This is a genomic window from Stutzerimonas chloritidismutans (genome assembly GCF_051486945.1).
Lineage (GTDB): Bacteria > Pseudomonadota > Gammaproteobacteria > Pseudomonadales > Pseudomonadaceae > Stutzerimonas > Stutzerimonas chloritidismutans_B.
Genome location: NZ_JAHVDX010000005.1, coordinates 1 through 23,607 on the forward strand (window position 1 = coordinate 1; position 23,607 = coordinate 23,607).

The following is a 23,607-nucleotide window of genomic DNA, read 5'->3' on the forward strand; positions in this document are numbered from 1 at the left end:
GACGGGAAGAGCACCAGGATCACCACGCGCACCACGTCGGAGATCAGGAAGGGCACCACGCCGCGGAAGGCGTCGCGCAGGCTCACGTCGCGGGCCATGCTGCTGATCACGTAGACGTTCATGCCCACCGGCGGAGTGATCATGCCGATCTCCACCACCATCAAGGCGAGGATGCCAAACCAGATGGCCTTCTCGGTCTGATCCAGGCCGTAGAAATCCAGGCCCATGATCAGCGGGAAGAAGATCGGGATGGTCAGCAGGATCATCGACATGGTGTCCATCACGCAGCCGAGGATCAGGTACAGGATCAGGATCCCGGCAAGCACCACGAAGGGCCCGACGCCGCTGTTGGTAATGGCCTCGGCCAGCGCCACCGGCAACTGCGAGAGGGCGAGGAARGCGTTCATGATGTCGGCGCCGAGCAGGATCATGAAGATCATCGCGGTGGTCACCGCCGTACCGTAGAGCACCTCCTTGAACTGGCCCCAGCGCATGCCGCCGAGCACCACGGCAAAGAARCCGGTGCCCACRGTGCCGATCGCCGCCGCCTCGGTGGGGGTGAACCAGCCGCTGTAGATRCCACCGAGCACCAGCACGAAGATCAGGAACACCGGCCACACGCCGCGCTGCGCRGCCAGGCGCTGGCGCCAGGTCATCCGGGGTTGAGCGGGGCCGGCGTCGGGGTTCATCCGCACGTAGACGGCRATGGCGATCATGTAGCCGATGGCGGCGAGAACCCCCGGAATGAACGCGGCCATGAACAGCGCCGAGATGTTCTCCTGCGCGAGGATGGCGTAGATCACCAATACCACCGACGGCGGGATGAGGATGCCCAGRGTGCCGCCGGCGGCCAGGCAGCCGACGGCCAGCGAGCCGGAGTAGTTGTACTTCTTCAGCTCCGGMAGGGCGACTTGGCCCATGGTCGCCGCGGTGGCGATCGACGAGCCGCAGACCGCGCCGAACGCCGCGCAGGAGCCGACCGCCGACATGGCGAGGCCGCCGCGCCAGTGACCTATCATCGCCGCCGCCGCGCGGAACAGGCCGCTGGCAAGGCCGCCGCGCGAGGCGAACTGGCCCATCAGCAGAAACAGCGGAATCACCGACAGGTCGTARACCGTGAAGCGCGCGTAGGCAACCGTTTTCAGGTAGCTCAACAGCGGCGCCCAGCCGCTGATCGCGACGTAGCCACCGACACCCGTCAGCAGCATGGCGATGGCGATCGGGATGCGCACCACCAGGAGAACCAGAAGGATGGCGAGAAACAGCCCGCCGATTTCAACACTGCTCATGCGGGCTTGCCCTCACCACGAAAATCCTGCCAGGCGGTGTACAACGCCACCACCGCCAACAACGCAAAGCCCGGCGCAAAGGCGGTCATCGACCACCAGATCGGCAAGCCCATGATGATCGACTCCTCGCCGGTGCCGTAGGCATCGAGCGTGCCGATCACCGAGCGCCAAGCCAAGAGCGCGGCGGCCAGTGCCATCAGCACCCCGCCGAGCGCATCCAGACCCCGGCGCACGCCCTCGGGCGCATGCAGGGTGAAGACATCGACAATGACGTTGCCGCGGCGCAACTGGCACAGCGGCAGGAAGAAGACGATGGCGATGCCGCAGCCCATCTGCACCAGCTCGACATCGCCAAGCAGCGGCTCATCGAACAAGGCGCGCATGGCGATGCTGTAGGTGGCCATTAGCGTCATGGCAACCAGCAACAGGCCACCGACGAAGGCCAACAGGCGCGACAACAGGTCGAGCAGGCGGCCGAACGCACCTTCAGGCAAGGCAGGCGCCTGGAGTACGGGTTCACTCATGGGGATCTCCGCAGGGCTGCGCGCCGGAGAACCCGGCGCGGCCTCGATAGATTACTGGCTGTACTTCTTGACCAAGTCGCGGGCGTCCTGGAGCAGGGCGGCACCGTTGTCGTAGCCCTTGCCCTCGACTTCCTCGATCCAGTCCTTGTCCAGTCGCTCGGCAACCTTCATCCACTTTTGCTGCTCGTCAGCGGGCAGCACGTAGATTTCGTTGCCTTGCTTCTTGGCCAGGGCATGGCCGGTCTCGACCACCTGGGTGTCGAACAGGCGACCCGCCTGGCGGGACAAGGCCAGCCCGCTGTTGTCGTCGATGATCTTTTTCAGGTCGTCAGGAAGCTTGTCGTACACCGCTGGGTTCATCGCAATAATGATGGTGGTGTACATCAGCGCCGGCTGATCAGCGGCCATCTCGGTGTGGTAGTTCACCAGCTCGTGTAACTTGAGTGCGGGGACTACGTCCCACGGCACGATGGCGCCATCGACCACGCCCTTTGACAGGGCTTCAGGAATCTGTGGCACCGGCATGGCCACCGGGGTGCCGCCGAGCAACGCGATCAGCTTGGTCGAGGTGCGGTTGGCGGCGCGGATCTTCTTGCCGCGGAAGTCCGCCATCTTCTTGATCGGCTTGCTGGTGGTGTGGATCAGCGCGCCATCGGTCACGTGCGTGGCCAGCAGGTGCATGCCCTCGAATTCCTTCTGCCCGTGCTTCTGCACGAACTCCCACATCGCCTGGCTGCTGGCTTCGGCGGAGCGGCTCATGAACGGCTGTTCGAAGGCGGAAATCAGCGGGAAGCGGCCACTGTTGTAGCCAGGCAGCGCCCAGATGATGTCGGCGACGCCGTCACGCACCTGGTCGACCAGTTGCGGTGGGGTCCCGCCGAGCTGCATCGACGGATAGAACTGGAACTGGATTCGACCGTCCGACTCCTCGGTGATCTTCTTTGCCCACGGTTCCAGCAGGTTCGCCTGGGTGACGGAGTGGGCGGGCAGTTGGTGATGGATCTTCAGCGTCACTTCCGGGTCGGCCGCCTGGGCGGCTTGGCCGATGGTGGTGGCAACGACGAGCGCAAGCAATCTCTTGGACCAGTTGGACATTGCGATTTCCTTTTGTTGTTGTTTTTGAATCTTCCCGATGCGGGCCTCGCCCGTCGTTCAGACCCGGCCCTGCGGGACGGCGCGATGCGCAGCCCTGCAGTACCGCTAAGTGTTCGGTTCCGATGGTGTCACGCAGCCTTTATCGTCGAACAATTCATAACAGCGGAGCGGCCATGCTTTCTGTTTATGCACGTCGGCAGGCTGCTTTAGCCGTCATGCAGCCTGGCGTCGAGCTCGGTCCAGTCGAACGGTTCGAGGTCTGCGTAGCGCAACCCTAGCGCGGCGATCGCCTCGACCAGTCCGCGCTGGGTCTGCACGATGGCCTCGCTCATGTGAGGTTCGAGCCCGGCGGCACGCACGGTCTCGGCAACTTCCTCCATTTCCTCGGCGCGCCGGCGGCCGTGTTCGGCAACCCGGCTAATGAGATAGTGCGGCAGGTCGCCGTCCCAGCCCATCGAGGGAAAGCTCTTGTGCAGCGAGGCCAGGACTTCGGACTCCGCGCCGTAGTGGCGAGCGGTGCGCAGGCTTTCGGTGGTCAGGGCCTCGAGACCCTTGATCATCACACTGCGGCACATCTTGATCGCCGAGGCGACGCCGACCTGCTCAGACACCACGCGGGTAGCGAAACCGAGCGCGTTGAGTTCAGCCGAGAGTTCGACCGCCGCGGCGCCACCAAGCAGGATGGGTGTTTTCAACCGTTGCGGCGGCACGGGCGCCATGACCGCGGCGTCAATGTACCCGGCGCCGCCGGCCTCAATGCCTTCAGCGGCAGCCTGCTTGGTGGCCGGCGCGACCGAATTGATGTCCATGAAAAGCTGGCCTGGCTGCAGTGCCGCTGCAGCGGTTGTCGCCACGGCCAGCGCATTGCCGGCGGTGACTGCGCTGATCACCAGCGGCACGCCGCTCACTGCCTCGGCGGCGCTATCACACAATCTGACGCCGAGCCGTTCGGCCTTGGCGACCAGTTCGTCTCGGGCGGACGGATCGTCCAGAAGACGGTCGTAGACCTGAACTGCAAGGCCTAGCTTGGCTAGATCCTGCGCGAGAATGCCGCCGGCTTCGCCGAAACCGATCAGCCCGATGGCGTTGAGCTTCATGCGATGACCTCCTCAGTTCGTTTGGTCGCGGTCCGACGGTTCACTGCTTGACCGAACGTGGCCCGACCACACCCTGCCAGGGACGCAGACTACGCCGTCGAATAACAGTCGCGCCGTGCGCACCAAGCCGCAGCCAGCCAATTGACCATTCAGCAGACGCAGCTCGACAGTGAATTCCCCGGTGGGGTGTTCGACAGACAGCCGCCTGCGGCTGCCTGAGCCGGCCTGGGCAATCGCGGCGGCTACTGACCCTTCGACCAGGCAAGCGCTGGCCGCACTCACCGCGCCGAACACGCCGATCGACGCGTGGCAGCGGTGCGGGATGAAGGTGCGGGTACTGATGGCGCCGCCCTCACGCGGCGGCGCGACCAGGCACATCTTCGGTACAGTGCGCGTGCTGACGTCGCCCAGGTTCATCCGTGGGCCGGCCTGCAGGCGGATCGATTCCACGCGTGCCTTGAGCTCGGCGTTCGCGTTCAGCGCGTCGGGCGCCTCATAGCCGCTGATGCCGAGATCCTCAGCGCGCAGCAGTACTACCGGCATGCCGTTATCGATGCAGGTCACCTCGACGCCATCGAAGGTGTCGGACGGATTGCCAGTCGGCAGCAGGGCGCCGCAGCTGGAGCCGGCGACGTCCTCGAACTCGATCACCAGCGGTGCGGCGCCGCCCGGTACGCCGTCGATGAGGGTGTCGCCGTCATAGCGGACGGCACCATTCGGTGTCGGCACGTGCGCCACGGCGATCTGGCCGGTGTTTTCCATGAAAATGCGCACGGGCGTCTCGTCGCCGCGCACCGCCACCAAGCCGCGCTCGATGGCAAAGGGGCCGACACCGGCGAGGATATTGCCGCAGTTCTGGCCGTAGTCCACGCGCGGCTCGGCGACTACCACCTGGGCGAACAGGTAGTCGACGTCGGCATCGTCACGCCTGGACGGGCGGATGATGGCGACCTTGCTGGTCAGCGAGTCGGCACCGCCAATGCCGTCAATCTGCCGCGCATCGGGCGAGCCCATGACGGCGAGCAGCACGGCATCACGCTGGACCGGGTCGTCCGGCAGATCCGATGCGAGGAAATAGGCACCCTTGGAGGTGCCTCCCCGCATCTGCAAACAGGGGATGCGGGTCTGGCGCATATCAGCTTTCCAGCTCGTCGAGGTGGTCGACGTAGCGCAGGCCCTTTTCCGCCAAGCGCGGGCGCATGTTGTAGATGTCCAGGCCCAGTTCACCCTTGGACAGGCGAATGCGCTTGGCTTCCTCGGCGTCGGCGCGCTTGCGCGTGGCGTCAACCACCTGGGCGACTTCGCCACGGCGTACCACGACCACGCCATCATCGTCGGCAACGACCACATCGCCCGGGTTAATCAATTGCCCACCGCAGATCAGCGGCAGGTTCACCGAGCCGAGGGTTTCCTTCACGGTGCCTTGGGCATTGACCGCCGCGGACCACACCGGGAAGCCCATCTCACGCAGCGTGTGGGTGTCGCGCACGCCCGCATCGATCACCAGCGCGCGAACGGCACGGGCCTTGAGCGAGGTGGCGAGCAAGTCGCCGAAATAGCCGTCAGTGCAAGGCGAGCTCGGCGCAACGACCAGCAGATCGCCGGGGCGGCACTGTTCGACCGCGACGTGGAACATCCAGTTGTCGCCGGGCGCAACCAGCACGGTGATGGCCGAGCCGGCCAGCGAGACGCTCTGCTGGATCGGGCGGATGTTCGACGCGAGCAGACCCTTGCGGCCTTGAGCCTCGTGTACGGTGGCGACGCCGTAGCGCCCCAGCTCGTCGATCAGATTACGCTCGGCGCGCTCGATGTTGCGTACCACCACGCCGGTTTTGCCGATCAGCCCGCTCATGCCAGGTTCTCCGTGACGCGTGGGAAGACGCTCTGGAAGCCTTCCGCATAGATGATGTTCTTGCTGGCGGTGATGCCGATGTTGCGCTTGGCCTGCACGCCGCGCTGCAGGGCGACGCGGGTGTAGTACTCCCAGAGGTGCTCCTGGCCGGCCATGCACTGGATGGCGGCGTACTTCTTGTCCCAGACGTCGGTGATGTCGAGGAAGGTGTCCGGGCGCCACTCGCACTGCTCGGGCTGATGCGGCTCGAATGCATAGACCGGCGGCGCGGCGACGATCTTCTCGCCCGGCTTGTAGCCTTCGGCTTGGGCGATGATGCGGGCCTCCTGCGTCAGGTTCATGGCCAGCGGATGGTCGTAGTTGTAGGGGTCCTTCATCGAGTGGCTGAGGACGAATTCCGGCTGTACGCGGCGGAACACATCGGCCAGGCGGAACAGCACGTCGGTGTCGGCGCGCATCGGGTAGTCGCCGATGTCGAAGAACTCAACGCTGGCACCCAGAATGTCAGCAGCGGCTTGGGCTTCCTGGCGACGGGCCGTCTTGACCTTCTCTTCGGTCATCTCGCCCTTGCGCCACAGCTTGGCGGATTCGCCCCGCTCGCCGAAGGACAGGCAAACGATGTGCATGGCATAGCCTTGCTGGACGTGCTTGGCGATGGCGCCGCCGGCACGCCAGACGAAATCGGCCGAATGTGCGCTGACGACGAGGGCGGTTTTTTGTTGTTGCGACATGGTGAGTGGCTCCTCTTAGAGTGCGAAAAGCATGTCACCAGGCGCCGCGGCGTTGTAATGCAATAGACGGCTCGCCCCATACCTTTTATTTATTGCCCGGCCTGTGCGTATGGCGGCATAGTGGCGCCGTCCGCCGCCTTGAGGGATCTCGAGCCCTATGATTCATGAACTTCCGAACCTGATGCAGGTGCGCGCATTCGTCCGAGTAGCCGAACATGGCAGCGTGTCGAAGGCCTCTGGAGCGCTCTATCGCGCGCAATCGGTGGTGACCCGCGCCATCGCCGATCTTGAAGCACGGCTGGGCGTCACCTTGTTCGAGCGGCACGCCAACGGTATGCGCCTGACCGACCCAGGCAGTCGTGTGCTGCCACGCGCCCATCGGGTACTGACCGAGCTCGAAAGCGTGCCGCTGCACCTCGGCATCGAGACCGCACGGCTCACCGAGCCGCTGTACCTCTACCAGGCGCGACGCCTGCAGCTGTTCGTCAAGCTCTGCGAAACTCACCACATGCAAACGGTGGCGAGCCTGTTCGGGCTTAGCCAGCCGGCGGTCAGCGCGGCGCTCAAGGTGCTCGAGGATGGCTGTGGTGCGCGTCTGTTCGAACGAACGCCACGGGGTCTGCAGCCAACGCGCGCGAGCCTCGACATCCTCTTCCCGATCCGTCGCGCGCTGAACGAGCTGCGGCACATCGATGGCGACCTTGCGGCGCTACAGGGCGCCCTGCGCGGGCTGGTCAACATCGGTTCGCTACCGCTGGGGCGCACGCGCATCCTGCCCGAAGCGATCGTACGGCTCACCTCGGCCCACCCCGGTGTGCAGGTCGCGACCAACGAGAGTCCGTTCGACCTATTGGCGACTGAGCTGCGCGCGGGCGACCTGGACTTCATCTTTGGCGCGCTCCGCCCGGCCGCCTATGCAAGCGATCTGCATGGTGAGGCGCTGTTGACCGAGGAAATGGTGATTCTGGCGCGTGCTGGCCATCCGCTTCTAGGGGCCGTGGTGCAGCCGAGCGACCTGCTACATGCGCGTTGGGTGCTGCCGCGGGCCAACACGCCGGCGCGGCAACTGCTCGAGACATGCTTTGCGGGTGCCGGCATGGCTGCGCCCTGGCCGGTGGTGGAGAGCGGTGACCTGGCGATCATCCGCGGTCTGCTGCTGCGCTCGGACATGCTGGCGGCGGTGTCGGCGCACCAGCTCGACGAGGAAATCCGGGCGGGAGACCTGCGCATCCTCGCGTGGCCGCTGAAGCAGACGACCCGCGCGATAGGCCTGACCTACCGTACCGCCAGCCTGCATACGCCCGCAGCGCGGGCGTTGATGGACGCGATCCGTGAGGTCACCGAGTCCCTGCCTTCGCCTGCATGAGGTGAGAGCCTCGACGCGGGCATGGCAGGGTTCCGGTGCCGGAGAACGCTGGATCGCTCTGCCGCGCTCAGCTCTTGCGCGCCACGCCGTAGCGCACCTGCTGGTTGCGCGTCTTGAGAAAGGTCTCGACGTCTTCGCCGCGCATGCCGGCATAAATGTCGAGGTTGGAAATACCGAGCACCGCGCCAAGTTTCTCCAGGCCAAAGAAGATAGCGCCGTACTGCATTAGGCCGCGCCAGTCGCGCCGGCGCAGCAGGTCGCGTTCCTCTTCGCTGAGGGCCGCTTCCTCGAACAGCGCCTCGGGCTCGGCCAGAAAGCGCTCACGCCAGGCCGGCTCGATCATGCGGCGCAGGAATTTGTTGAGGCGGTAGCCCTTGGCGCTGCGCTCCAGCGTGAAGGGATAGCTGCCTTCGAGCTTCTCGGCACCAGCCAGCTGATGCGCCATGTGCTCGCGGTGGCGAGCGTTGACGTCCACTGGCAATGGCTTGTCCAGGTTCTCCAATAACAGCGTGGAGATGCCCGTCATGGACGGCAGGTAATAGGCTGAGTGCAGCTTCTTCACGTTGTTCGACAGCGCGCCGCGCATGATGAGATGGCCGACCACTTCTGCACCCTCGACGCCGCCAAGCGCCGCGTACTCGGCGATGGTCATCTCGGTCAAACGCTCGGGGTCGTTGACCAGCAGCTCGATGAACTCCTCGTCCCACTGGGTGTTGTTGAATCCGCAGCGCTCGCCGTGCACCTGATGCGACAGGCCGCCGGTGGCGACCAGTGCGACCTTGATGTCCTGCGGGAAGCTTTCGATGGCTTTGCGCAGGGCGCGGCCGAGTTTGTAGAAGCGCGCCGCCGAGGGGATCGGAAATTGCAGCACGCCGATTTGCAGCGGGACGATTTTCAGCGGCCAGCCGTCCTGGTAGGGCAGCAGTGCCGACATTGGGGAGAAGAAGCCGTGATCCAGCGGCTTGTCGCGAAAGAAGCTCATGTCGAACTCGTCGGCAACAAGGCTCGTGGCGATGTGACGCGACAGCTCGGCATGCCCGCCAATGGCCGGCAGGTCGCGCGGTTGACCGCCCTCGTCGGCGACCTCGTAGCGATCGTCAACGCCCAGCGCGAAGGCGCTGTAGTGGTCGAAGAAGAACGAGGTGACGTGGTCGTTGAAGATGTACAGCAGTACGTCCGGCTGTTGCTCGCCCAGCCAGGCCTTGACCGGTTCGAAGCTTTCGAAGATCGGCGCCCAGGCCGCTTCTTCTTGCTTGTCGTGGTCGACGGCGAAGCCGATGGTCGGGGTGTGGGAAACAGCGAGGCCACCAATGATGCGTGCCATGAGGTCAGTCCTTTATGTCAGTGCGCCGCGACGGCGCGGTTGGCTTGGCGAGCGGCATAGCCGTTGGCGAGGATCGCCAGGGCCGCGATGAACGCCGGCAGGCCCAGCAGGGCGAACAGGGTTGGCAGGCCCAAGCCGAGGCTTAGCACCACGCCGCCGATCAGTGATCCGAAAATCGCGCCGAAGCGGCCTATCCCGAGCATCCAGCTCACGCCTGTCGCGCGGAATTCGGTCGGATAATAAGCCGGTGCGAACGCGTTGAGGCCAGTCTGCGCGCCGCTCATGCAGAATCCGGCAGCGATCACGCCGAGCGTCAGCAGGCTGGATTCGAGGCTGAAGGCACCCAGCAGCAGAATCGCGGCACCGCCGAGCGCGTAAGACCCGGCAATGACCCGGTTGGGGTTGCGGCGGTCCATCAGCCAGCCGACCACCAGCGCACCAACCGTACCGCCGACCTGGAAGAGCCCGGTAATCGTCGCGGCGCGCTCGATGGAAACGCCACCGTCACGTAGCAGGGTCGGCAGCCAGCCCATCATGAGATAGATGACCAGCAGCCCCATGAAGTAAGTGAGCCAAAGGGCCAGGGTGCCGAAACGGTACTTGTCGCTGAACAGCATGCGCACCGGCGTCTTGGTTGGCTCGCTGGAGTCGGCCGTGATGAAACGGGTGTTGCCGTCGAAGCGACCACCGATCCTGTTCAGCACGACGGCGATCTTGTGCGCGGGTGCCTTGCGCGCGGCGAGGAAGCTCGCCGATTCTGGCAGGTACACCCACAGGAACGGCAACAGCAGCAGCGGCAGGATGCCGCCAGCGGCCAGTACCGATTCCCAACCATAGTGGGGAATTAGGTAGGCGGCGAGAAAGCCACCGCAGCCCGAGCCCAGATTGAAGCCGGTGAACATCAGGGTGATCAGCAGCGCGCGTTTACCCTGGGGCAGATACTCCGAGACCAGCGTCGTGGTATTGGGCAGAGCGGCGCCAAGTGCGATACCGATGACCAGGCGCAGGCCCGCCAGCTCGTACGGATTACGTGCGAAGGCGCAGGCGACGCTGAGGATGCTGAAAATGGTGACAGCAGTTAAGAGAACGGTCTTGCGGCCGAATCTGTCGGCGTAGGGGCCGGCCGCCAGGGCGCCGATGGCCAGGCCGACCATACCTGCGCTCATCACCGGGCCAAAGGCGGACCGGGACAAGCCCCATTCCTGCATTAGAGAAGGGGCGATAAAGCCCATGACAGCGACATCGAAGCCGTCGAATACCACTACCAGAAAGCACAGGCCGAGAATCAGCCATTGATAGCGGGAAATGGGACGATCATCGATCCACGTCTTCACATCGACTGTGGCGTTACCCATAGCATTCACCTTTTGTTTTTGTAAAAAGGGCGATGCCGACATGACCGGCATCGCCCACTTTTCGGGTGGCCTGACTCTAAGCGCACCCAACCGAATAAGCGTCTGGTAAATCGTTAACCAGATATCGGTTTTGTTTATCCAAAAGGCCGGAGGTGTGTTTCACAGCTCCCGAGGCGTGTACGGGCTGTAGAAGTCCGAGCCCCTCCAAGCAGGCGTTGGTGCATGGGTCAAAGGCGCGCCGCGCGTGTAGTGACCGTCCTTGCCGGACTGGCCGCGACCCACATAACGCGCTACGTACGGATAGGGGTAGACCGGGCGTCCCTCGCTTGCCGCGACCGGCTTGCTGTGGTGCTGCGTGCCTGCGGCAATGCGGGTAGAGGTGTCGTCGCCTGGCGCGCGTACGAGGATCGCCTCGGGTGCCTGCCCCGATTCGACCCAGCGCATGACGGGCGTCAAGAGGTCGAGCAGATGCGGGCCTTCTCCGTCGCTGCAGTGATACATGCCGGGGACGAGGAAGAGCCGTTCGAAACGCTCGGCCTGGCGACGGCCCATGTAGTTCTGCAGCGCTTCGTGGTAGGCGATGGTGTTGATTGGCGAGATGTGTTGATCGGACCAGCCGTGCCAGAGAATCAGCTTTCCGCCCTTGCCGGCAAAGGCCGAGAGGTCCGGGTTGGTCGAGTCGAACAGCGGGTGGCGGGCGCGCAGGCGGTCGAACGTCTGCGCGTTGAACTGGAGCTGATCGAGAGTGAATCCGGGTTGCGCCGCCCCCTCGAAGACCAGGTAGCGCAGCGCGTCCAGCGCAATGGTCTCGCTGAATATGGGTGCGTCGGCTGATTGTGGTACGAATACACCTGCCCAGGCCAGTTCCGAGCCCGGCTGAGGGCCGGCGATGGCCAGGCGCTCGCCGGTCTCGACATCGCGAGGGCCGTCGTAGAGCTTGCGTACGGTATCGACCTCGGCGGCGGTCAGGCATTGGCTGCCGTCCTGTCCATCGCTGCACTGGATGGTCGCGGGATCGAACTGGCATGCCCTGGGGTCCGTCAGCAGGCCGTCGAGCTGGCCGTCGAGTCCGTCGCATTGAGCGATCACTGCCTGGTGCAACAGCGGCAGTCGCGAGGCGACCAATACGGCACGGCCATCCGCGCCGGTATTCACCCGGGCCTGCCAGCCGTGCAGAAGGGAGTTCTGCACCTGGAAGTTCATCGCCGGCGCGCCGGCAACGATGCCGTCGAAGTCATCCGGATACCGCTGTGCCTCGACCAGTGCCTCGCGCCCACCATCCGAGCAGCCGGTGAAGTAGGAATAGGCTGGTTGCTGCCCGTAGAAGGCTTCGATCAATGCTTTCGAGGCTAAGGCCGTGAGGTGTACGCCGCGATGGGCGAAGTCGGCGCGCTTCTGCGGGTCGGCACCGAAGGCGCCGCCATTGCCCTGATGACCCATGTCCGTACTGGCGACGACGAAGCGCCCACGGTCGTAAGGCACGCAGCCATCGGCGGCCGCCGGCTCGAGCGAGATGCGCCCGCAAAGCCCGCCACAACCGATCTGCAGGTAGCGCTGGGTCCAGGTCTGGGTCGGCAGCTCTACGCGAAAGCCGATGCTCGGTGCGAGCACGCCCTCCACGGCGCAGACCGTCACGTCGTTGTCGTTGACCACCTGCTCGGCTGTGACCACGCGGCTGCCCGAGCCGCCGATGGGCGTGAGATCGAACGTCGATAGCGCCGCGCAGCTACCGGCAGGCCGGACCACCGGCAGTTGTGCCAGGTCCTGATGCGGCTGCTTGCCACCGGCCAGCGCCGAGCCGGCCAGGGCGTTCATCAGCGCACCGATTAACAGGGACAGTTTGAGCATCGTCTACACCTCTTATTCTTGTGTGGTTGACCAAGTGTGGGCGAGGCGAAGCGAGGCGCGCAGCGAAATTGCTTAAGCAGGTATCTATTTTTCTTATGATTGGTTCCGAGGGATGGATCAGGGTCAAGGACGCAGCGGTTGTCAGCTGCTGGCGCCGGCCGCGCGGCTGATCGCCGCGATGATCGGGGTGCCATGCAGCGGGTCGCGCAACAGGGTGCAGTGAATGCCATAGAGCGTTTGCACCAGTTCGGGGGTGACGACCTGCTCCGGCGCGCCCTCGGCGACAACACGACCGCCGTGCATGGCGACCAGATGATCGGCGTAACGGCAGGCACTGCTGAGATCATGCACCACCATAACGATGGTCTTGCCGGCGGCGGCGAGCTGGCGAATCAAGTCGAAGACTTCGATCTGGTGGCCGAGATCCAGCGCTGAGGTGGGTTCGTCCAGCAGCAGCAGCGGCGTGTCTTGCGCAATGGCCATGGCAATCCAGGCCCGCTGGCGCTGGCCCCCCGACATCGATTGCAGTGGCCGGTCGGCCAGCGCGACGAGGTCGGCGGCCTGCAGGGCAGCATCGACGATGGCCTGGTCGTGCTCGCTCCATTGCTGCAGCAGCCGCTGGTGCGGTTGTCTGCCGAAGCGGATCAGCTCGGTGACGGTGAGGCCATCCGGCGCGCTGGCTTCTTGCGGCAGCAGGGCAAGTTTTTGCGCGACAGCCCGCGTCGGCAGCTGACTGATGGCCTTGCCGTCGAGCAACACCGCTCCGGCGCTAGGCTTGTGCAGGCGCGACAGGCCGGCCAGCAGGGTGGACTTGCCACAGCCATTGGGGCCGACGATGGCGGTCACTTTGCCGCGGGGGAAATCGAGGTCCAGCCCCTCGATCACGCTTGAATCCCCATAGCCCATGCACAGCTCGCGCGCTTCGAGGCGGACATCGGCCGCGTGACGTTCGATGAGAATCTCGGGAAGTGTGCTCATGCTAGGGTCCGGGAGGGTTGGCGTAACAGAATCCATATCAGGTAAGGCCCGCCGACAATCGCCATGATGATGCCGACCGGTATCTCGACCGGGGCCAGCAGGGTGCGGCCCACCCAGTCGGCGAGGATCATCAGCAGCGCACCGCTCAAGGCTGAGCTGAGCACCGGCACGCCGTGCTGGCGGCAGAGGAAACGGGCCATCTCCGGCGCGACCAGCGCAATCAGCCCCACCGGACCGACAACCGCGACTGCCAGGGCGGTCAACCAGACGGTCAGTAACAAGGTCAGTACACGCATCAGCCCGAGACGCGTGCCCAGGCCGATCGCGACGTTGTCAGAAAAGCGCATCAGCGCCAATGGGCGTACCAGCATCTTAGCCACGGGCAGGCCGAGCGCCAGGCCGATGCCCAGCAGCAGCACCGATTGCGTCGGGCGTGCGTTGAGGCTGCCCACCGTCCACGGATAGGCGGCGTTGGCAGCATCAATGTTAGTGCGGGCCAGCATCAGATTGGTCAGCGCACCGAAGATCACTCCGATCGCGATGCCTACGACGATGAAACGGTAGCCCCGCGCGCCGGCCCCAGCGGCCAGGGCAAAGGTGAGTACCGCTGCGGTGGTCGCGCCGGACAGCGCCAGCAGCGACGGCGCAATGCTGGTCGGGATCGCCACGATGGAGGCGACGGCGAATGCGGTCGCGCCATTGTCGATGCCGATCACGCCCGGAGTAGCGAGGCGGTTGCGCGCCAGCGTTTGCAGCAGACAGCCCGCAGCACCTAGTGCTGCGCCGCTCAGCAAGCCAGCCATGATCCGTGGCATTCGCAGCTCACGGACCAACAGCAGATGCATCGGCTCGCCGTCGCCGAAGGCGGCGAGAAGGGCTTGCCACTGGCTCAGCCCCGGCGTGCCTACAGCGAGCAACCAGCTAGCCGCGAGTAGCAGAATCAGGCACAGCGCGATGCCGACCAGCAGGCTGCGGCGGTGCAACAGCAGCGACAGCGCGCCGATACGCAACAGCCAGTAACCGTGCGGCGTATGGACATGCGGAGTGTGGACCAGGGCATTCATAAGGTTGGCAACCGGTGGCTGCGTACCACGGCGATCAGAATGGGCGCGCCGACCAGGGCCGTGATTACCCCGACTGGCAACTCATAAGGGCGTACCGCCAGCCGGGACAGGATGTCGGCAAACAGGACAATGCAGGGGCCGAGCAGGATCGCCAGGCCGAAGGTGCGGCGTATATCGGTACCGACCAGGCGGCGCGCGATGTAGGGCACCACCAGCCCGACGAAACCGATCGGGCCGGCGGCGGCCGTCGCAGTGCCAACCAGCAGGGCTACGGCCAATAACGTGACCAGCCGCGTGACCTGCGGGTGATGGCCAAGACCGCTGGCGACTCGCTCACCCAGCGACAGCGCTGCCAGCGCAGGGATGAGGGGCAGCGTCAATACCAGTCCGGCTATCAGGCCCGGCAGGCTCCAGACAAGCGTATCGAGGGGGCGGCCCGCAAGAGCGCCAATCACCCAGAAGCGCATCTCGTCAGCGGTGCGCTGGTCTTGTAGCAGCAGCATGCTGCTCATGGCCGTCAGCAACCCGGAAAACGCGGCGCCAGCAAGCACGAGCCTCACCGGATCGTTGCCCACGCCGCGCATCTGGGTGACCAGAAGCACCAGAAGGCAACCGGCCAGCGCGCCGCCGACCGCTACCATCAGATTGAGCGATGCGGCACTCGCGCCCAGCGCTATGGCGAGCACCACCGCAAACGACGCCCCGGCACTTACGCCCATCAGTCCTGGCTCGGCCAGCGGATTGCGGGTGACCGATTGCAACAGCAGGCCGGCGGCACCGAGCGCAACACCCACTAGCACGCCGAGTTCGGTGCGTGGCCAGCGCAGGTCATAGACGACGAAGCGCGCCTGTTCGTCCGCCGCGCCGAAAAGCGCAAGCAGGCTGCGTGCGATGCCGACATCGCCCGCGCCTAACATCAGGCTCGTCAGGCATAGCAACAAGAGGCACGCGCCCACGCAGGTCAGCGCAGGCGCCAGGGAAAGGCGAGACGCGAGCATCAGTCGAGCAGAACCTTCTCCACATCATCCAGTACACGTTGCGCGGCGAGGTAGCCGGAGCTGCTGCTCCAGACCTGGCCATCGACCGTGACCACATGATTGTTCTTTACCGCATCCAGCCGCGTGAAGGCGGGCTGCTGGCGCGCTTCCTCGAGCGCCTTGCGACCATCGGTGTTGAGCGTGGCGAGGAAGATCCAGTCGGCATCGGCCTTGTCGAGATTCTCCAAGCTGAGGATGTCGGTGTGCGGCTTCTTCGTTTGCGTAGCCAGTTCGTTCGGCTTGAAGCCGATCGAGTCCAGCAACTGGCCGACGAACAACTGGCTGGACATGATGAAGGGCCCCTGGGGATTCCAGCGGACCACGCTGACCTGTGGGCTGCCGGACAGGCGTTCGCGCATCGAAGCAAGGCGCTTGTCGATTTCATCAAGGCGGCGCTTGCCCTCGTCCTGCTTACCAAGCGCCTCGGTATACACAGCGTAGACCTGCCGCCAGTCCTCGAAGGAGCCGCCCTTGGGCACCACGGTTGGGGCGATCAGGCTGAGCCGGTCGTACTGCGCCTTCGGCAGCTCACCCGACGCCAGGATAAGGTCGGGCTGCTGCGCCAGTACTGCCTCGAGGTTGGGCTCGCGAACCGTGCCGACCAGGGCGATCTTGCCCGCCTGCTCCTTGAGATAATCCGGTACATCGGTGCCGCCACGGCTGGCCAGGGTGCCAACCGGTTGGACGCCAACTGACAGCGCCGCATCCAGCGCGTTGTCGCTTAGCGCGACTACGCGTTGCGGAACACCATCGAGCTTGATCGGGCCGTAGAGGCTGTCAACGATTCGATCGGCGGCGTGTAGTTGGCTACAGGCCAGCAGGGTGGTGATGAGCAGACAGGTCAATGAGCGTAGCGGATGTCGGGACATTGGGGGCTCCTGATACAAAGCGTGCGCCTGGTTGGCGCGGCGAAAAAGAGAGTCGCGACCTTACTCTCTCGCTTAATGGCAATCACTCTCGTTTACGTCGTCTTTACATTCTCGCATGAATGTTTGGCTGAGGTCTTCTGCCTGAGCGTTAACTTTCACGAAGCGAGGGGGACGCATCACGCCGTCGAACAGGCCGGACGCGTTGTGCTTCGCTCCACCTGACACCAGCGCTATATCGCTGCCAAAACCTACCTTGCACAAGGGGCGTGCAAGTGCGGTCGCTCCGCTCGCTTCAATCAAACGAATGCCTGCAGACGAATCGAATGGCTCGTGCGTCTGGAAATGTATATTTTGTAAATAATATTTACTCACAAATACGAATAAATACCATTCGTGGCGCTTCCGTGCAGGGCATACCGAACGTTGCCGCTCCGTCCGCAGCGTCTGGACGCCGCCATGCCGGCCCCAAACAAGGAGACCCAAATGCGACCGGACTTCAGAATCAGCGCCCTTACCTTTGCCATCATCATTGCCGTTTCGCCGTTTTCATCGGCGCAGGAGGCGACTGCGGACCCCGTGGTCGAACTTCAGGATATCTGGGTAATGGGCACGGCCGAGCAAGAGCTCAAGCAGGCCCCCGGGGTCTCGATAATCACCGAGGAGGACTTGAAGAAGCGTCCGCCGGTGAATGACATCTCCGATCTGGTACGCAAGATGCCCGGTGTCAACCTGACCGGCAACGGTACCACTGGCTCGCGTGGAAACAACCGCCAGATCGACCTACGTGGCATGGGCCCGGAAAACACCCTGATTCTCATCGACGGCAAGCCGGTCACGTCCCGCAACTCGGTCCGTTACACCCGTGCCGGTGAGCGGGACACGCGCGGTGACAGCAACTGGGTACCGGCCGAACAGATCGAGCGCATCGAAGTGCTGCGCGGCCCGGCGGCAGCCCGCTACGGCTCCGGCTCCATGGGCGGGGTGGTGAACATCATCACCAAGCGCCCGACCGACAAGCTCACCGGATCGATCACCGCTTACACCAACATTCCCGAAGACGACGCGGAAGGCGTGACCAAGCGCACCAACTTCAGCCTCGCCGGTCCGTTGACCGATGCACTTACCTTCCGCGTGTATGGCAACCTCAACAAGACCGACGCGGACGACGCCGACATCAACCTGGCCCACACCGACACGGCGTCCGGCGCGTCCCTGGCGGCCGGTCGGGAAGGGGTTCGTAACAAGGACATCAACGGCTTGCTGAGCTGGGCCCTCGACGACCAACAAACGCTGGACTTCGAGGCCGGCTATAGCCGACAGGGCAACATCTACGCCGGTGACGTCGGCACGGGCGGTACCGAATCCCTGGACCCAACTAGCAACATCAGCCCCTGGCTGGGTCGCGAGACCAACACCATGTACCGCCAGAACTACTCGGTCAGCCATCACGGCAACTGGGGGTTCGGCACTTCTCGCCTGACCGCGCAATACGAGCGTACCGACAACCGCCGTCTGCTCGAAGGCCAGACCGGGAGTGTCGATGGTGACATCAGTGCCGGTTCCGACAAGCAGACCAGCATCTATCAGAGCTATCTGGTCCAGGGGCAGTTGGATATTCCGCTACAAGCCCTGCGCTACCAGACGCTTACGGTCGGCGCGGAATGGAATCGCCAGGAGCTCGACGACCCGTCGACCTTCGCCCGAGATATCGGTACGGGAAGCTGGTATGAGCTGTCTAACTCCGCCGCTGATGCTCGCTCCAGCGAGATGGACGCGACCATGATGGCGTTGTTCGTCGAGGACAACATCGAGCTGACGCCGGGCTGGATCCTCACGCCAGGCTTGCGTCTCGACCACCATGACCAATTCGGCTTCAATTGGAGCCCGAGCCTGAACAGTGCCTACCAGCTGACCGACAGCATCTCCATCAAGGGTGGTGTCGCGCGTGCGTTCAAGGCACCGAACCTTTATCAGTCCAACCCCAACTACCTGTATCGCAGCAACGGCAATGGTTGTGCCGAGGGCACGACCTCCAGCGGCGGCTGCTACATCCTGGGTAACGAAAACCTCGACCCCGAGATCAGTATCAACAAGGAAATCGGCATCAACTTCGCGAGCGGCGGCTGGCACGCGGGGGTGACGTACTTCCGCAACGACTACGACAGCAAGATCGTCTCGTCGAACGTGCTGCTCGGAACCGTCACCAACCCATCCAACCCGACGCAGTACGCGGGCATTCTGCAGTGGGATAACGCCAAGGATGCGGTGGTCAAGGGCTGGGAGGGCAGCATTGGGGTTCCGCTGCTGGGGGTAGAAGGTGACCTGTTGAGCTGGAACACCAACTTCACCTACATGCAGGACAACACGGACAGTGACGGAAACCCCTTGTCGGTCGTGCCCGAGTACACCATCAACAGCATGCTCGACTGGCAGGCGACCCAACAGCTCGCGCTCAGCCTGACCGCCACCTTCTATGGCAAGCAGGAACCGCGGGTTTACAACCCGACCACCGACACTGAAGTGACTGCCGAAAACCAGCTTCAGACGCTCGATCCCTACCACATCTGGAGTCTGGGCGGGACTTACGAGGTGAGCAAAAACCTGACGCTGGGCGCCGGTATCAACAACCTGTTCGACAAGCGTATCTATCGCGAAGGCGCAGGGACCACCGCCGGCGCGAGCACCTACAACGAGCCAGGTCGATCCTTCTACGCCTCGATCACGACTTCGTTCTGATCCGCTCCTTTGGTTGACTTATTGGTTGACCCTTACTCCGCCGGGCTCTGGTCCGGCGGATTTTTTTTTTGGCCACCGCGCTGCTTGCTGACGGTCCTGTCAGGTTGCGGTCACCCTACTGACCGGCGTAGCGGGTTATAAGAGCGGCTGGACATTCTTCGGCCATTCCCGGTGTATGACTGATGCATAACCGAAGCAAGGCGATATGGATTTTGGGCGCGCTGGTGCTAACAGGGGCCGCGGGACGTTGGCTTTTGGCCGAGCCCGAGACCGCCACGCCCGCAAAGCCGCGGGCAGTGCCGGTTCGAGTGGTAACGGTTGAACGCAAGGACGTAGAGGACTTCGCGATCGGCATCGGTCGTGTCGCCTCCATGCAAAGCGTGGTGATCCGCACGCAGATCGACGGGGTGCTGACTAGGCTCCATGTGGACGAAGGGCAGTGGGTGAAGGCAGGCGATCTGCTGGCCACCATCGATGACCGGTCCGCTCGTGCCAGCCTGCAACAGGCCAAGGCGCAGCTCGACCAGAGCCAGGCTCAGCTGACCGGCGCGGAAATCGATCTCAAGCGCTACCGTGAACTGGTCGCCGAAAAGGGCGTGTCTCGCCAGACGTTCGATCAGCAAGAGGCCCTGGTGAATCAGCTCAGGGCCACGCTCGCTGGGAACAAGGCCGCCATTGTCGCCGCCGAAGTCCAGCTGTCGCATACCCGCATACTTTCGCCAGTGACCGGCAGGGTGGGCATTCGCAGCGTGGACGAGGGTAACTTTCTGCGTGCCAGCGATGCCGATGGCCTGTTCTCGGTCACGCAGATCGCCCCTATCTCGGTTGAATTTTCGCTGCCGCAGGTCATGTTGCCCACCTTGCAGCGCTTGCTGGAGGTCCCAGAGGCGGCGCCGGTTTCTGCCTACCTCACTGGCGAGGGGAGCGATGATGTACTCCTCGCTGAGGGGCGTCTGCGCCTGATAGACAATCAGGTTTCCGCCAGCACCGGCACGCTGCGAGTCAAAGCCGAATTTGCCAACGATGATCACGCGCTCTGGCCAGGCCAGCTGGTGAACGTCAGGGTGCGGACCGGGCAGTTCCCGGCGGCGCTGACCGTCCCGCCTCGTGCCGTATCGCGTGGGCTGGAAGGTCACTTCGTGTACCGCCTCGACGGCAACGTTGCCGAACTGCAGCCGGTTACCGTCAAGCATCAGAGCGAACGGCTGTTTATCGTCGAGGGCGTCAGCGCTGGCGACAGACTGGTCAGCGATGGGCAGTCGAGACTGAAACCGGGTGTGGAAGTCGAGGTGCTTGAAGGCCAACACGCCGATCCGGCGATGGTTACGCAGGCGCAACCATGAACGGTCGCGGCTCGGTTTCCACCTGGTGCGTCAATCATCCGGTTGCATCGTTGCTGCTGACGTTCGCGTTGTTGCTGCTGGGGGTGATCGCTTATCCACGGCTGGCAGTCGCGCCGCTTCCCGAAGCGGAATTTCCCACGATCGAGGTCACCGCACAGCTACCCGGTGCCAGCCCGGAGACCATGGCGTCGGCGGTCGCCACGCCGCTGGAGGTGCAGTTCAGCTCGATTTCCGGCCTCAGCCAGATGACCTCCAGCAGCGCGCTGGGCTCGACCACCCTGGTGCTGCAGTTCAGCCTCGATAAGAGCATCGACACTGCGGCGCAGGAAGTGCAGGCCGCCATCAGCAGTGCCGCCGGCAAATTGCCGCAGGACATGCCCAGTCTCCCGACCTGGCGCAAGGTCAACCCAGCGGACAGTCCGGTGTTGGTGCTGACGGTTCGTTCCACGCTGATGCCCGCTACCGAGCTCAGCGACTTGGTCGAAACCGTGCTTGCTCGACAGATCAGCCAGATCGAAGGCGTGGGGCTGATCAACATCACCGGTCAGCGACGTCCGGCCATTCGTGTGCAGGCGTCGGCGGACAAGCTCGCGGCGGTGGGCCTGACGCTCGCCGATGTGCGCCAGGCGATCCAGAACACCAACCTCAACCTCGCCAAGGGTGCGCTTTATGGCGAGTCAAGCATCTCGACGATCTCAACCAATGACCAGCTGTTCCAGGCCGAAGAATACGGACGGCTCATTGTCTCGTACGTGGATGGGGCGCCGGTCCACCTCGCCGACGTCGCGCGGGTGGTGGCCGGCTCGGAAAACGATTACGCCCAGGCCTGGGCTGGACTGGAACCGAGTCTGAACCTGGTTATCAGGCGCCAGCCTGGCGCCAATATCGTCGATACGGTCGACCGTATTCAGGCCGCATTGCCGCAGCTTCGGTCGCTATTGCCGGCGTCGGTGGACGTGGCAGTGCTCAACGACCGTACCGGTACCATCCGCGCCTCCCTGCACGAGGTTGAAATCACCTTGATGATCGCCGTTGTGCTGGTCGTTGGGGTGATGGCGCTATTCCTGCGACAGTGGTCCGCCACCCTGATCGTCTCGAGCGTTCTCGGCGTGTCGCTGGTGGCATCGTTTTCACTCATGTACCTGTTTGGCTTCAGTCTCAACAACCTGACGCTGGTCGCGATCGTGATCGCGGTAGGTTTTGTCGTGGATGATGCGATCGTCGTGGTGGAAAACATCCACCGTCATCTCGAGGCGGGGGAAAGCAGCCGCGACGCCGCGATAAAAGGTGCCAGCGAGATCGGGTTCACCGTCATTTCGATCAGTGTTTCGCTGGTTGCCGCGTTCATCCCGCTCCTGTTCATGGGGGGCGTGGTAGGGCGCTTGTTCAAGGAATTCGCGTTGACGGCCACCTCGACGATTCTGGTCTCGGTCGTGGTGTCGCTGACCCTCGCGCCTACGCTGGCGGCCTTGTTCATGCGTCCTCCGCGGCATGACGTGGTTGAGCAGCCGGGCATAAGCGAACGCCTGCTCGGCCATTACGCCAAAGGGCTGCGTGGGGCGCTGGCCCATCAGCGCGCCATGCTCGCGCTGTTCAGCCTGACGCTCGCACTGGCCGTCGCCGGCTATGTGTACATCCCCAAGGGGTTCTTTCCGGTGCAGGACACCGGCTTCGTGCTCGGAACCACCGAAGCCGCTGCAGACGTTTCCTATCAGGACATGGTGGAAAAGCACCTGGAACTTGCCCGCATCCTGTCGGACGACCCTGCCGTCAGGGCGTTTTCCCATGCGGTTGGGGCGACTGGCAGCAACCAGACCGTCGCCAACGGGCGCTTCTGGATTTCCCTGAAAGACCGTGACCAACGTGACGTGTCAGCCAGCGCTTTTATTGATCGTGTTCGTGCCAAACTCGGAGCCGTGCCAGGCATCGTCCTCTATCTGCGCGCCGGGCAGGACATCAACCTCAGCGCGGGTGCCAGTCGCAGCCAATATCAGTACGTCCTCAAAGGCAACGACGGCCCCATGCTGAACGCCTGGACCGAGCGGTTGACCGAGCACCTGCGCCAGAATCAGGCGTTCAGGGACATTTCCAACGATCTGCAACTGGGCGGCAGTACCACGCCGATCACGATCGATCGCGCAGCCGCTGGTCGCTTCGGGTTGACCACCCGTGATATCGATAACGCACTTTACGATGCCTTCGGGCAACGCCAGATCAGCGAATACCAGACCGAAACGAATCAGTACAACATCATTCTGGAGCTCGGCGAGCAGCAGCGAGGAACGTCTCGAAGCCTCGATTACTTCTATCTGCGTTCGCCGCTCACTGGCGAAATGGTGCCGCTATCGGCAGTGGCCCGCGTGGGCGCGCCCATCAGTGGTCCCTTGTCTATCGCGCATGACGGCATGTCGCCGGCAGCCAATCTGTCGTTCAACCTTGCCCCTGGGGTTGCGCTAGGAGATGCGGTTACGGCGCTCGAGCGGGCCAGAGCCGAAATTGGCATGCCTGCCGAAATCTCTGGAAGCTACCAGGGTGCCGCGCAGGCTTTTCAAAGTTCGCTTGCCAGCCAGCCCTGGCTGATTCTTGCGGCCCTGGTCGCGGTCTACATCATCCTTGGCGTCTTGTATGAAAGCCTGGTTCATCCCTTGACCATTATCTCCACGCTGCCATCGGCCGGGCTGGGGGCTCTGGTGATGCTCTGGCTGTTCGGCCAGGACTTCTCCATCATGGCGCTGATCGGGCTGGTGCTACTGATCGGCATCGTCAAGAAGAACGGCATCCTGATGATCGATTTCGCGCTGGAGGCTCAGCGCAGCCGAGGCCTGTCGCCGCAGGATGCCATCTACGAGGCGTGCATCACGCGCTTTCGCCCGATCATGATGACGACCATCGCAGCCATGCTTGGCGCAGTGCCACTGATCATCGGATCCGGGCCTGGCGCCGAGCTGCGCCAGCCTCTGGGGATTGCCGTGGTGGGTGGGTTGCTGGTTAGCCAGGCGCTGACCCTGTTCACCACACCGGTCATATACTTGCTGCTGGAGCGTGTCTTGCATCGCCGCGCTCCGGCCTACGAACCTGCAACCGAGCACTGAGGCGGCC

The 23,607-nt window shown here is 63.8% G+C and carries 18 protein-coding genes; 4 read left to right on the forward strand and 14 right to left on the reverse strand.

Translation table 11 applies throughout. From position 1 onward, the window contains the following. From KXR72_RS18265 to galB, 7 genes are all read right to left on the reverse strand, one after another. Positions 1-1,289, reverse strand: a 1,289-nt coding sequence (locus KXR72_RS18265) for a TRAP transporter large permease (protein ID WP_437422524.1), incomplete at its 3' end; no start/stop codon positions are given. Beyond that, the gene (locus KXR72_RS18270) at positions 1,286-1,813 is read right to left on the reverse strand and encodes a TRAP transporter small permease (RefSeq protein ID WP_437422525.1); all 528 of its coding nucleotides are present in this window, start codon (positions 1,811-1,813) and stop codon (positions 1,286-1,288) included. The genes KXR72_RS18270 and KXR72_RS18265, both read right to left, overlap by 4 nt. 51 nt (positions 1,814-1,864) lie before the next feature. Further along, positions 1,865-2,908, reverse strand: coding sequence for a TRAP transporter substrate-binding protein (locus tag KXR72_RS18275; protein WP_437422526.1), 1,044 nt, complete (start codon positions 2,906-2,908; stop codon positions 1,865-1,867). Between the two features lie 206 nt (positions 2,909-3,114). Continuing rightward, positions 3,115-4,005, reverse strand: coding sequence for a DUF1932 domain-containing protein (locus KXR72_RS18280; protein WP_437422527.1), 891 nt, complete (start codon positions 4,003-4,005; stop codon positions 3,115-3,117). 12 nt (positions 4,006-4,017) lie between these two features. Beyond that, positions 4,018-5,139 (reverse strand): 4-oxalomesaconate tautomerase, encoded by a 1,122-nt coding sequence (locus KXR72_RS18285; protein WP_437422528.1) that lies wholly within the window; start codon positions 5,137-5,139, stop codon positions 4,018-4,020. Position 5,140: 1 nt separating this feature from the next. Then, positions 5,141-5,857 carry a 4-carboxy-4-hydroxy-2-oxoadipate aldolase/oxaloacetate decarboxylase gene (locus KXR72_RS18290; protein WP_437422529.1) on the reverse strand — a complete coding sequence of 239 codons (717 nt, stop codon included), beginning with the start codon at positions 5,855-5,857 and terminating at the stop codon, positions 5,141-5,143. After that, entirely contained in the window at positions 5,854-6,588 is a 735-nt protein-coding gene (gene galB / locus KXR72_RS18295; protein WP_437422530.1) for a 4-oxalmesaconate hydratase, read from the reverse strand. Before galB ends, KXR72_RS18290 begins: the two co-directional genes overlap by 4 nt. Positions 6,589-6,745: 157 nt before the next feature. Here galB and KXR72_RS18300 point away from each other — a divergent pair, with 157 nt between their 5' ends. Continuing rightward, positions 6,746-7,954, forward strand: a complete 1,209-nt coding sequence (locus KXR72_RS18300; RefSeq protein ID WP_437422531.1) for a LysR family transcriptional regulator — start codon at positions 6,746-6,748, stop codon at positions 7,952-7,954. Between the two features lie 67 nt (positions 7,955-8,021). Here the strand turns inward: KXR72_RS18300 and KXR72_RS18305 are convergent, their stop codons facing one another. From KXR72_RS18305 to KXR72_RS18335, 7 genes are all read right to left on the reverse strand, one after another. After that, complete coding sequence (locus tag KXR72_RS18305) at positions 8,022-9,278, reverse strand: gallate dioxygenase (RefSeq protein WP_437422532.1); 1,257 nt, start codon at positions 9,276-9,278, stop codon at positions 8,022-8,024. Between the two features lie 17 nt (positions 9,279-9,295). Then, complete coding sequence (locus KXR72_RS18310) at positions 9,296-10,633, reverse strand: MFS transporter (RefSeq protein WP_437422533.1); 1,338 nt, start codon at positions 10,631-10,633, stop codon at positions 9,296-9,298. Positions 10,634-10,792: 159 nt separating this feature from the next. Beyond that, positions 10,793-12,481 (reverse strand): tannase/feruloyl esterase family alpha/beta hydrolase, encoded by a 1,689-nt coding sequence (locus KXR72_RS18315; RefSeq protein WP_437422534.1) that lies wholly within the window; start codon positions 12,479-12,481, stop codon positions 10,793-10,795. A 141-nt stretch (positions 12,482-12,622) separates the two neighbouring features. Further along, positions 12,623-13,459, reverse strand: a complete 837-nt coding sequence (locus KXR72_RS18320; protein WP_437422535.1) for an ABC transporter ATP-binding protein — start codon at positions 13,457-13,459, stop codon at positions 12,623-12,625. Then, positions 13,456-14,523 carry a FecCD family ABC transporter permease gene (locus tag KXR72_RS18325; protein WP_437422536.1) on the reverse strand — a complete coding sequence of 356 codons (1,068 nt, stop codon included), beginning with the start codon at positions 14,521-14,523 and terminating at the stop codon, positions 13,456-13,458. The genes KXR72_RS18320 and KXR72_RS18325 overlap by 4 nt, the downstream gene beginning before the upstream one ends. Further along, entirely contained in the window at positions 14,520-15,521 is a 1,002-nt protein-coding gene (locus tag KXR72_RS18330; RefSeq protein WP_437422537.1) for a FecCD family ABC transporter permease, read from the reverse strand. Before KXR72_RS18330 ends, KXR72_RS18325 begins: the two co-directional genes overlap by 4 nt. Next, a complete protein-coding gene (locus KXR72_RS18335; protein WP_437422538.1) occupies positions 15,521-16,429 on the reverse strand; it encodes an ABC transporter substrate-binding protein in 909 nt (302 codons plus the stop codon). The genes KXR72_RS18330 and KXR72_RS18335 overlap by 1 nt, the downstream gene beginning before the upstream one ends. Positions 16,430-16,912: 483 nt before the next feature. Between KXR72_RS18335 and KXR72_RS18340 the strand changes: the two genes are divergently transcribed. The 3 genes from KXR72_RS18340 (at position 16,913) to KXR72_RS18350 (ending at position 23,600) form a co-directional block, all read left to right on the forward strand. Continuing rightward, on the forward strand, positions 16,913-19,165 hold the full coding sequence (locus KXR72_RS18340) for a FepA family TonB-dependent siderophore receptor (RefSeq protein WP_437422539.1): 2,253 nt from the start codon (positions 16,913-16,915) through the stop codon (positions 19,163-19,165). Between the two features lie 182 nt (positions 19,166-19,347). Continuing rightward, positions 19,348-20,508 (forward strand): efflux RND transporter periplasmic adaptor subunit, encoded by a 1,161-nt coding sequence (locus KXR72_RS18345; RefSeq protein WP_437422540.1) that lies wholly within the window; start codon positions 19,348-19,350, stop codon positions 20,506-20,508. Then, complete coding sequence (locus KXR72_RS18350) at positions 20,505-23,600, forward strand: multidrug efflux RND transporter permease subunit (protein WP_437422541.1); 3,096 nt, start codon at positions 20,505-20,507, stop codon at positions 23,598-23,600. The genes KXR72_RS18345 and KXR72_RS18350 overlap by 4 nt, the downstream gene beginning before the upstream one ends. The last annotated feature ends 7 nt before the right edge of the window (positions 23,601-23,607 follow it).

Coding starts and splice junctions, on each gene's coding strand:
- galB (WP_437422530.1), bottom strand. CDS start 6,588: ATGTCGCAACAACAAAAAACCGCCCTCGTCGTCAGCGCACATTCGGCC.
- KXR72_RS18325 (WP_437422536.1), bottom strand. CDS start 14,523: ATGAATGCCCTGGTCCACACTCCGCATGTCCATACGCCGCACGGTTAC.
- KXR72_RS18340 (WP_437422539.1), top strand. CDS start 16,913: ATGCGACCGGACTTCAGAATCAGCGCCCTTACCTTTGCCATCATCATT.
- KXR72_RS18315 (WP_437422534.1), bottom strand. CDS start 12,481: ATGCTCAAACTGTCCCTGTTAATCGGTGCGCTGATGAACGCCCTGGCC.
- KXR72_RS18345 (WP_437422540.1), top strand. CDS start 19,348: ATGCATAACCGAAGCAAGGCGATATGGATTTTGGGCGCGCTGGTGCTA.
- KXR72_RS18320 (WP_437422535.1), bottom strand. CDS start 13,459: ATGAGCACACTTCCCGAGATTCTCATCGAACGTCACGCGGCCGATGTC.
- KXR72_RS18270 (WP_437422525.1), bottom strand. CDS start 1,813: ATGAGTGAACCCGTACTCCAGGCGCCTGCCTTGCCTGAAGGTGCGTTC.
- KXR72_RS18290 (WP_437422529.1), bottom strand. CDS start 5,857: ATGAGCGGGCTGATCGGCAAAACCGGCGTGGTGGTACGCAACATCGAG.
- KXR72_RS18335 (WP_437422538.1), bottom strand. CDS start 16,429: ATGTCCCGACATCCGCTACGCTCATTGACCTGTCTGCTCATCACCACC.
- KXR72_RS18305 (WP_437422532.1), bottom strand. CDS start 9,278: ATGGCACGCATCATTGGTGGCCTCGCTGTTTCCCACACCCCGACCATC.
- KXR72_RS18300 (WP_437422531.1), top strand. CDS start 6,746: ATGATTCATGAACTTCCGAACCTGATGCAGGTGCGCGCATTCGTCCGA.
- KXR72_RS18285 (WP_437422528.1), bottom strand. CDS start 5,139: ATGCGCCAGACCCGCATCCCCTGTTTGCAGATGCGGGGAGGCACCTCC.
- KXR72_RS18350 (WP_437422541.1), top strand. CDS start 20,505: ATGAACGGTCGCGGCTCGGTTTCCACCTGGTGCGTCAATCATCCGGTT.
- KXR72_RS18310 (WP_437422533.1), bottom strand. CDS start 10,633: ATGGGTAACGCCACAGTCGATGTGAAGACGTGGATCGATGATCGTCCC.
- KXR72_RS18275 (WP_437422526.1), bottom strand. CDS start 2,908: ATGTCCAACTGGTCCAAGAGATTGCTTGCGCTCGTCGTTGCCACCACC.
- KXR72_RS18280 (WP_437422527.1), bottom strand. CDS start 4,005: ATGAAGCTCAACGCCATCGGGCTGATCGGTTTCGGCGAAGCCGGCGGC.
- KXR72_RS18330 (WP_437422537.1), bottom strand. CDS start 15,521: ATGCTCGCGTCTCGCCTTTCCCTGGCGCCTGCGCTGACCTGCGTGGGC.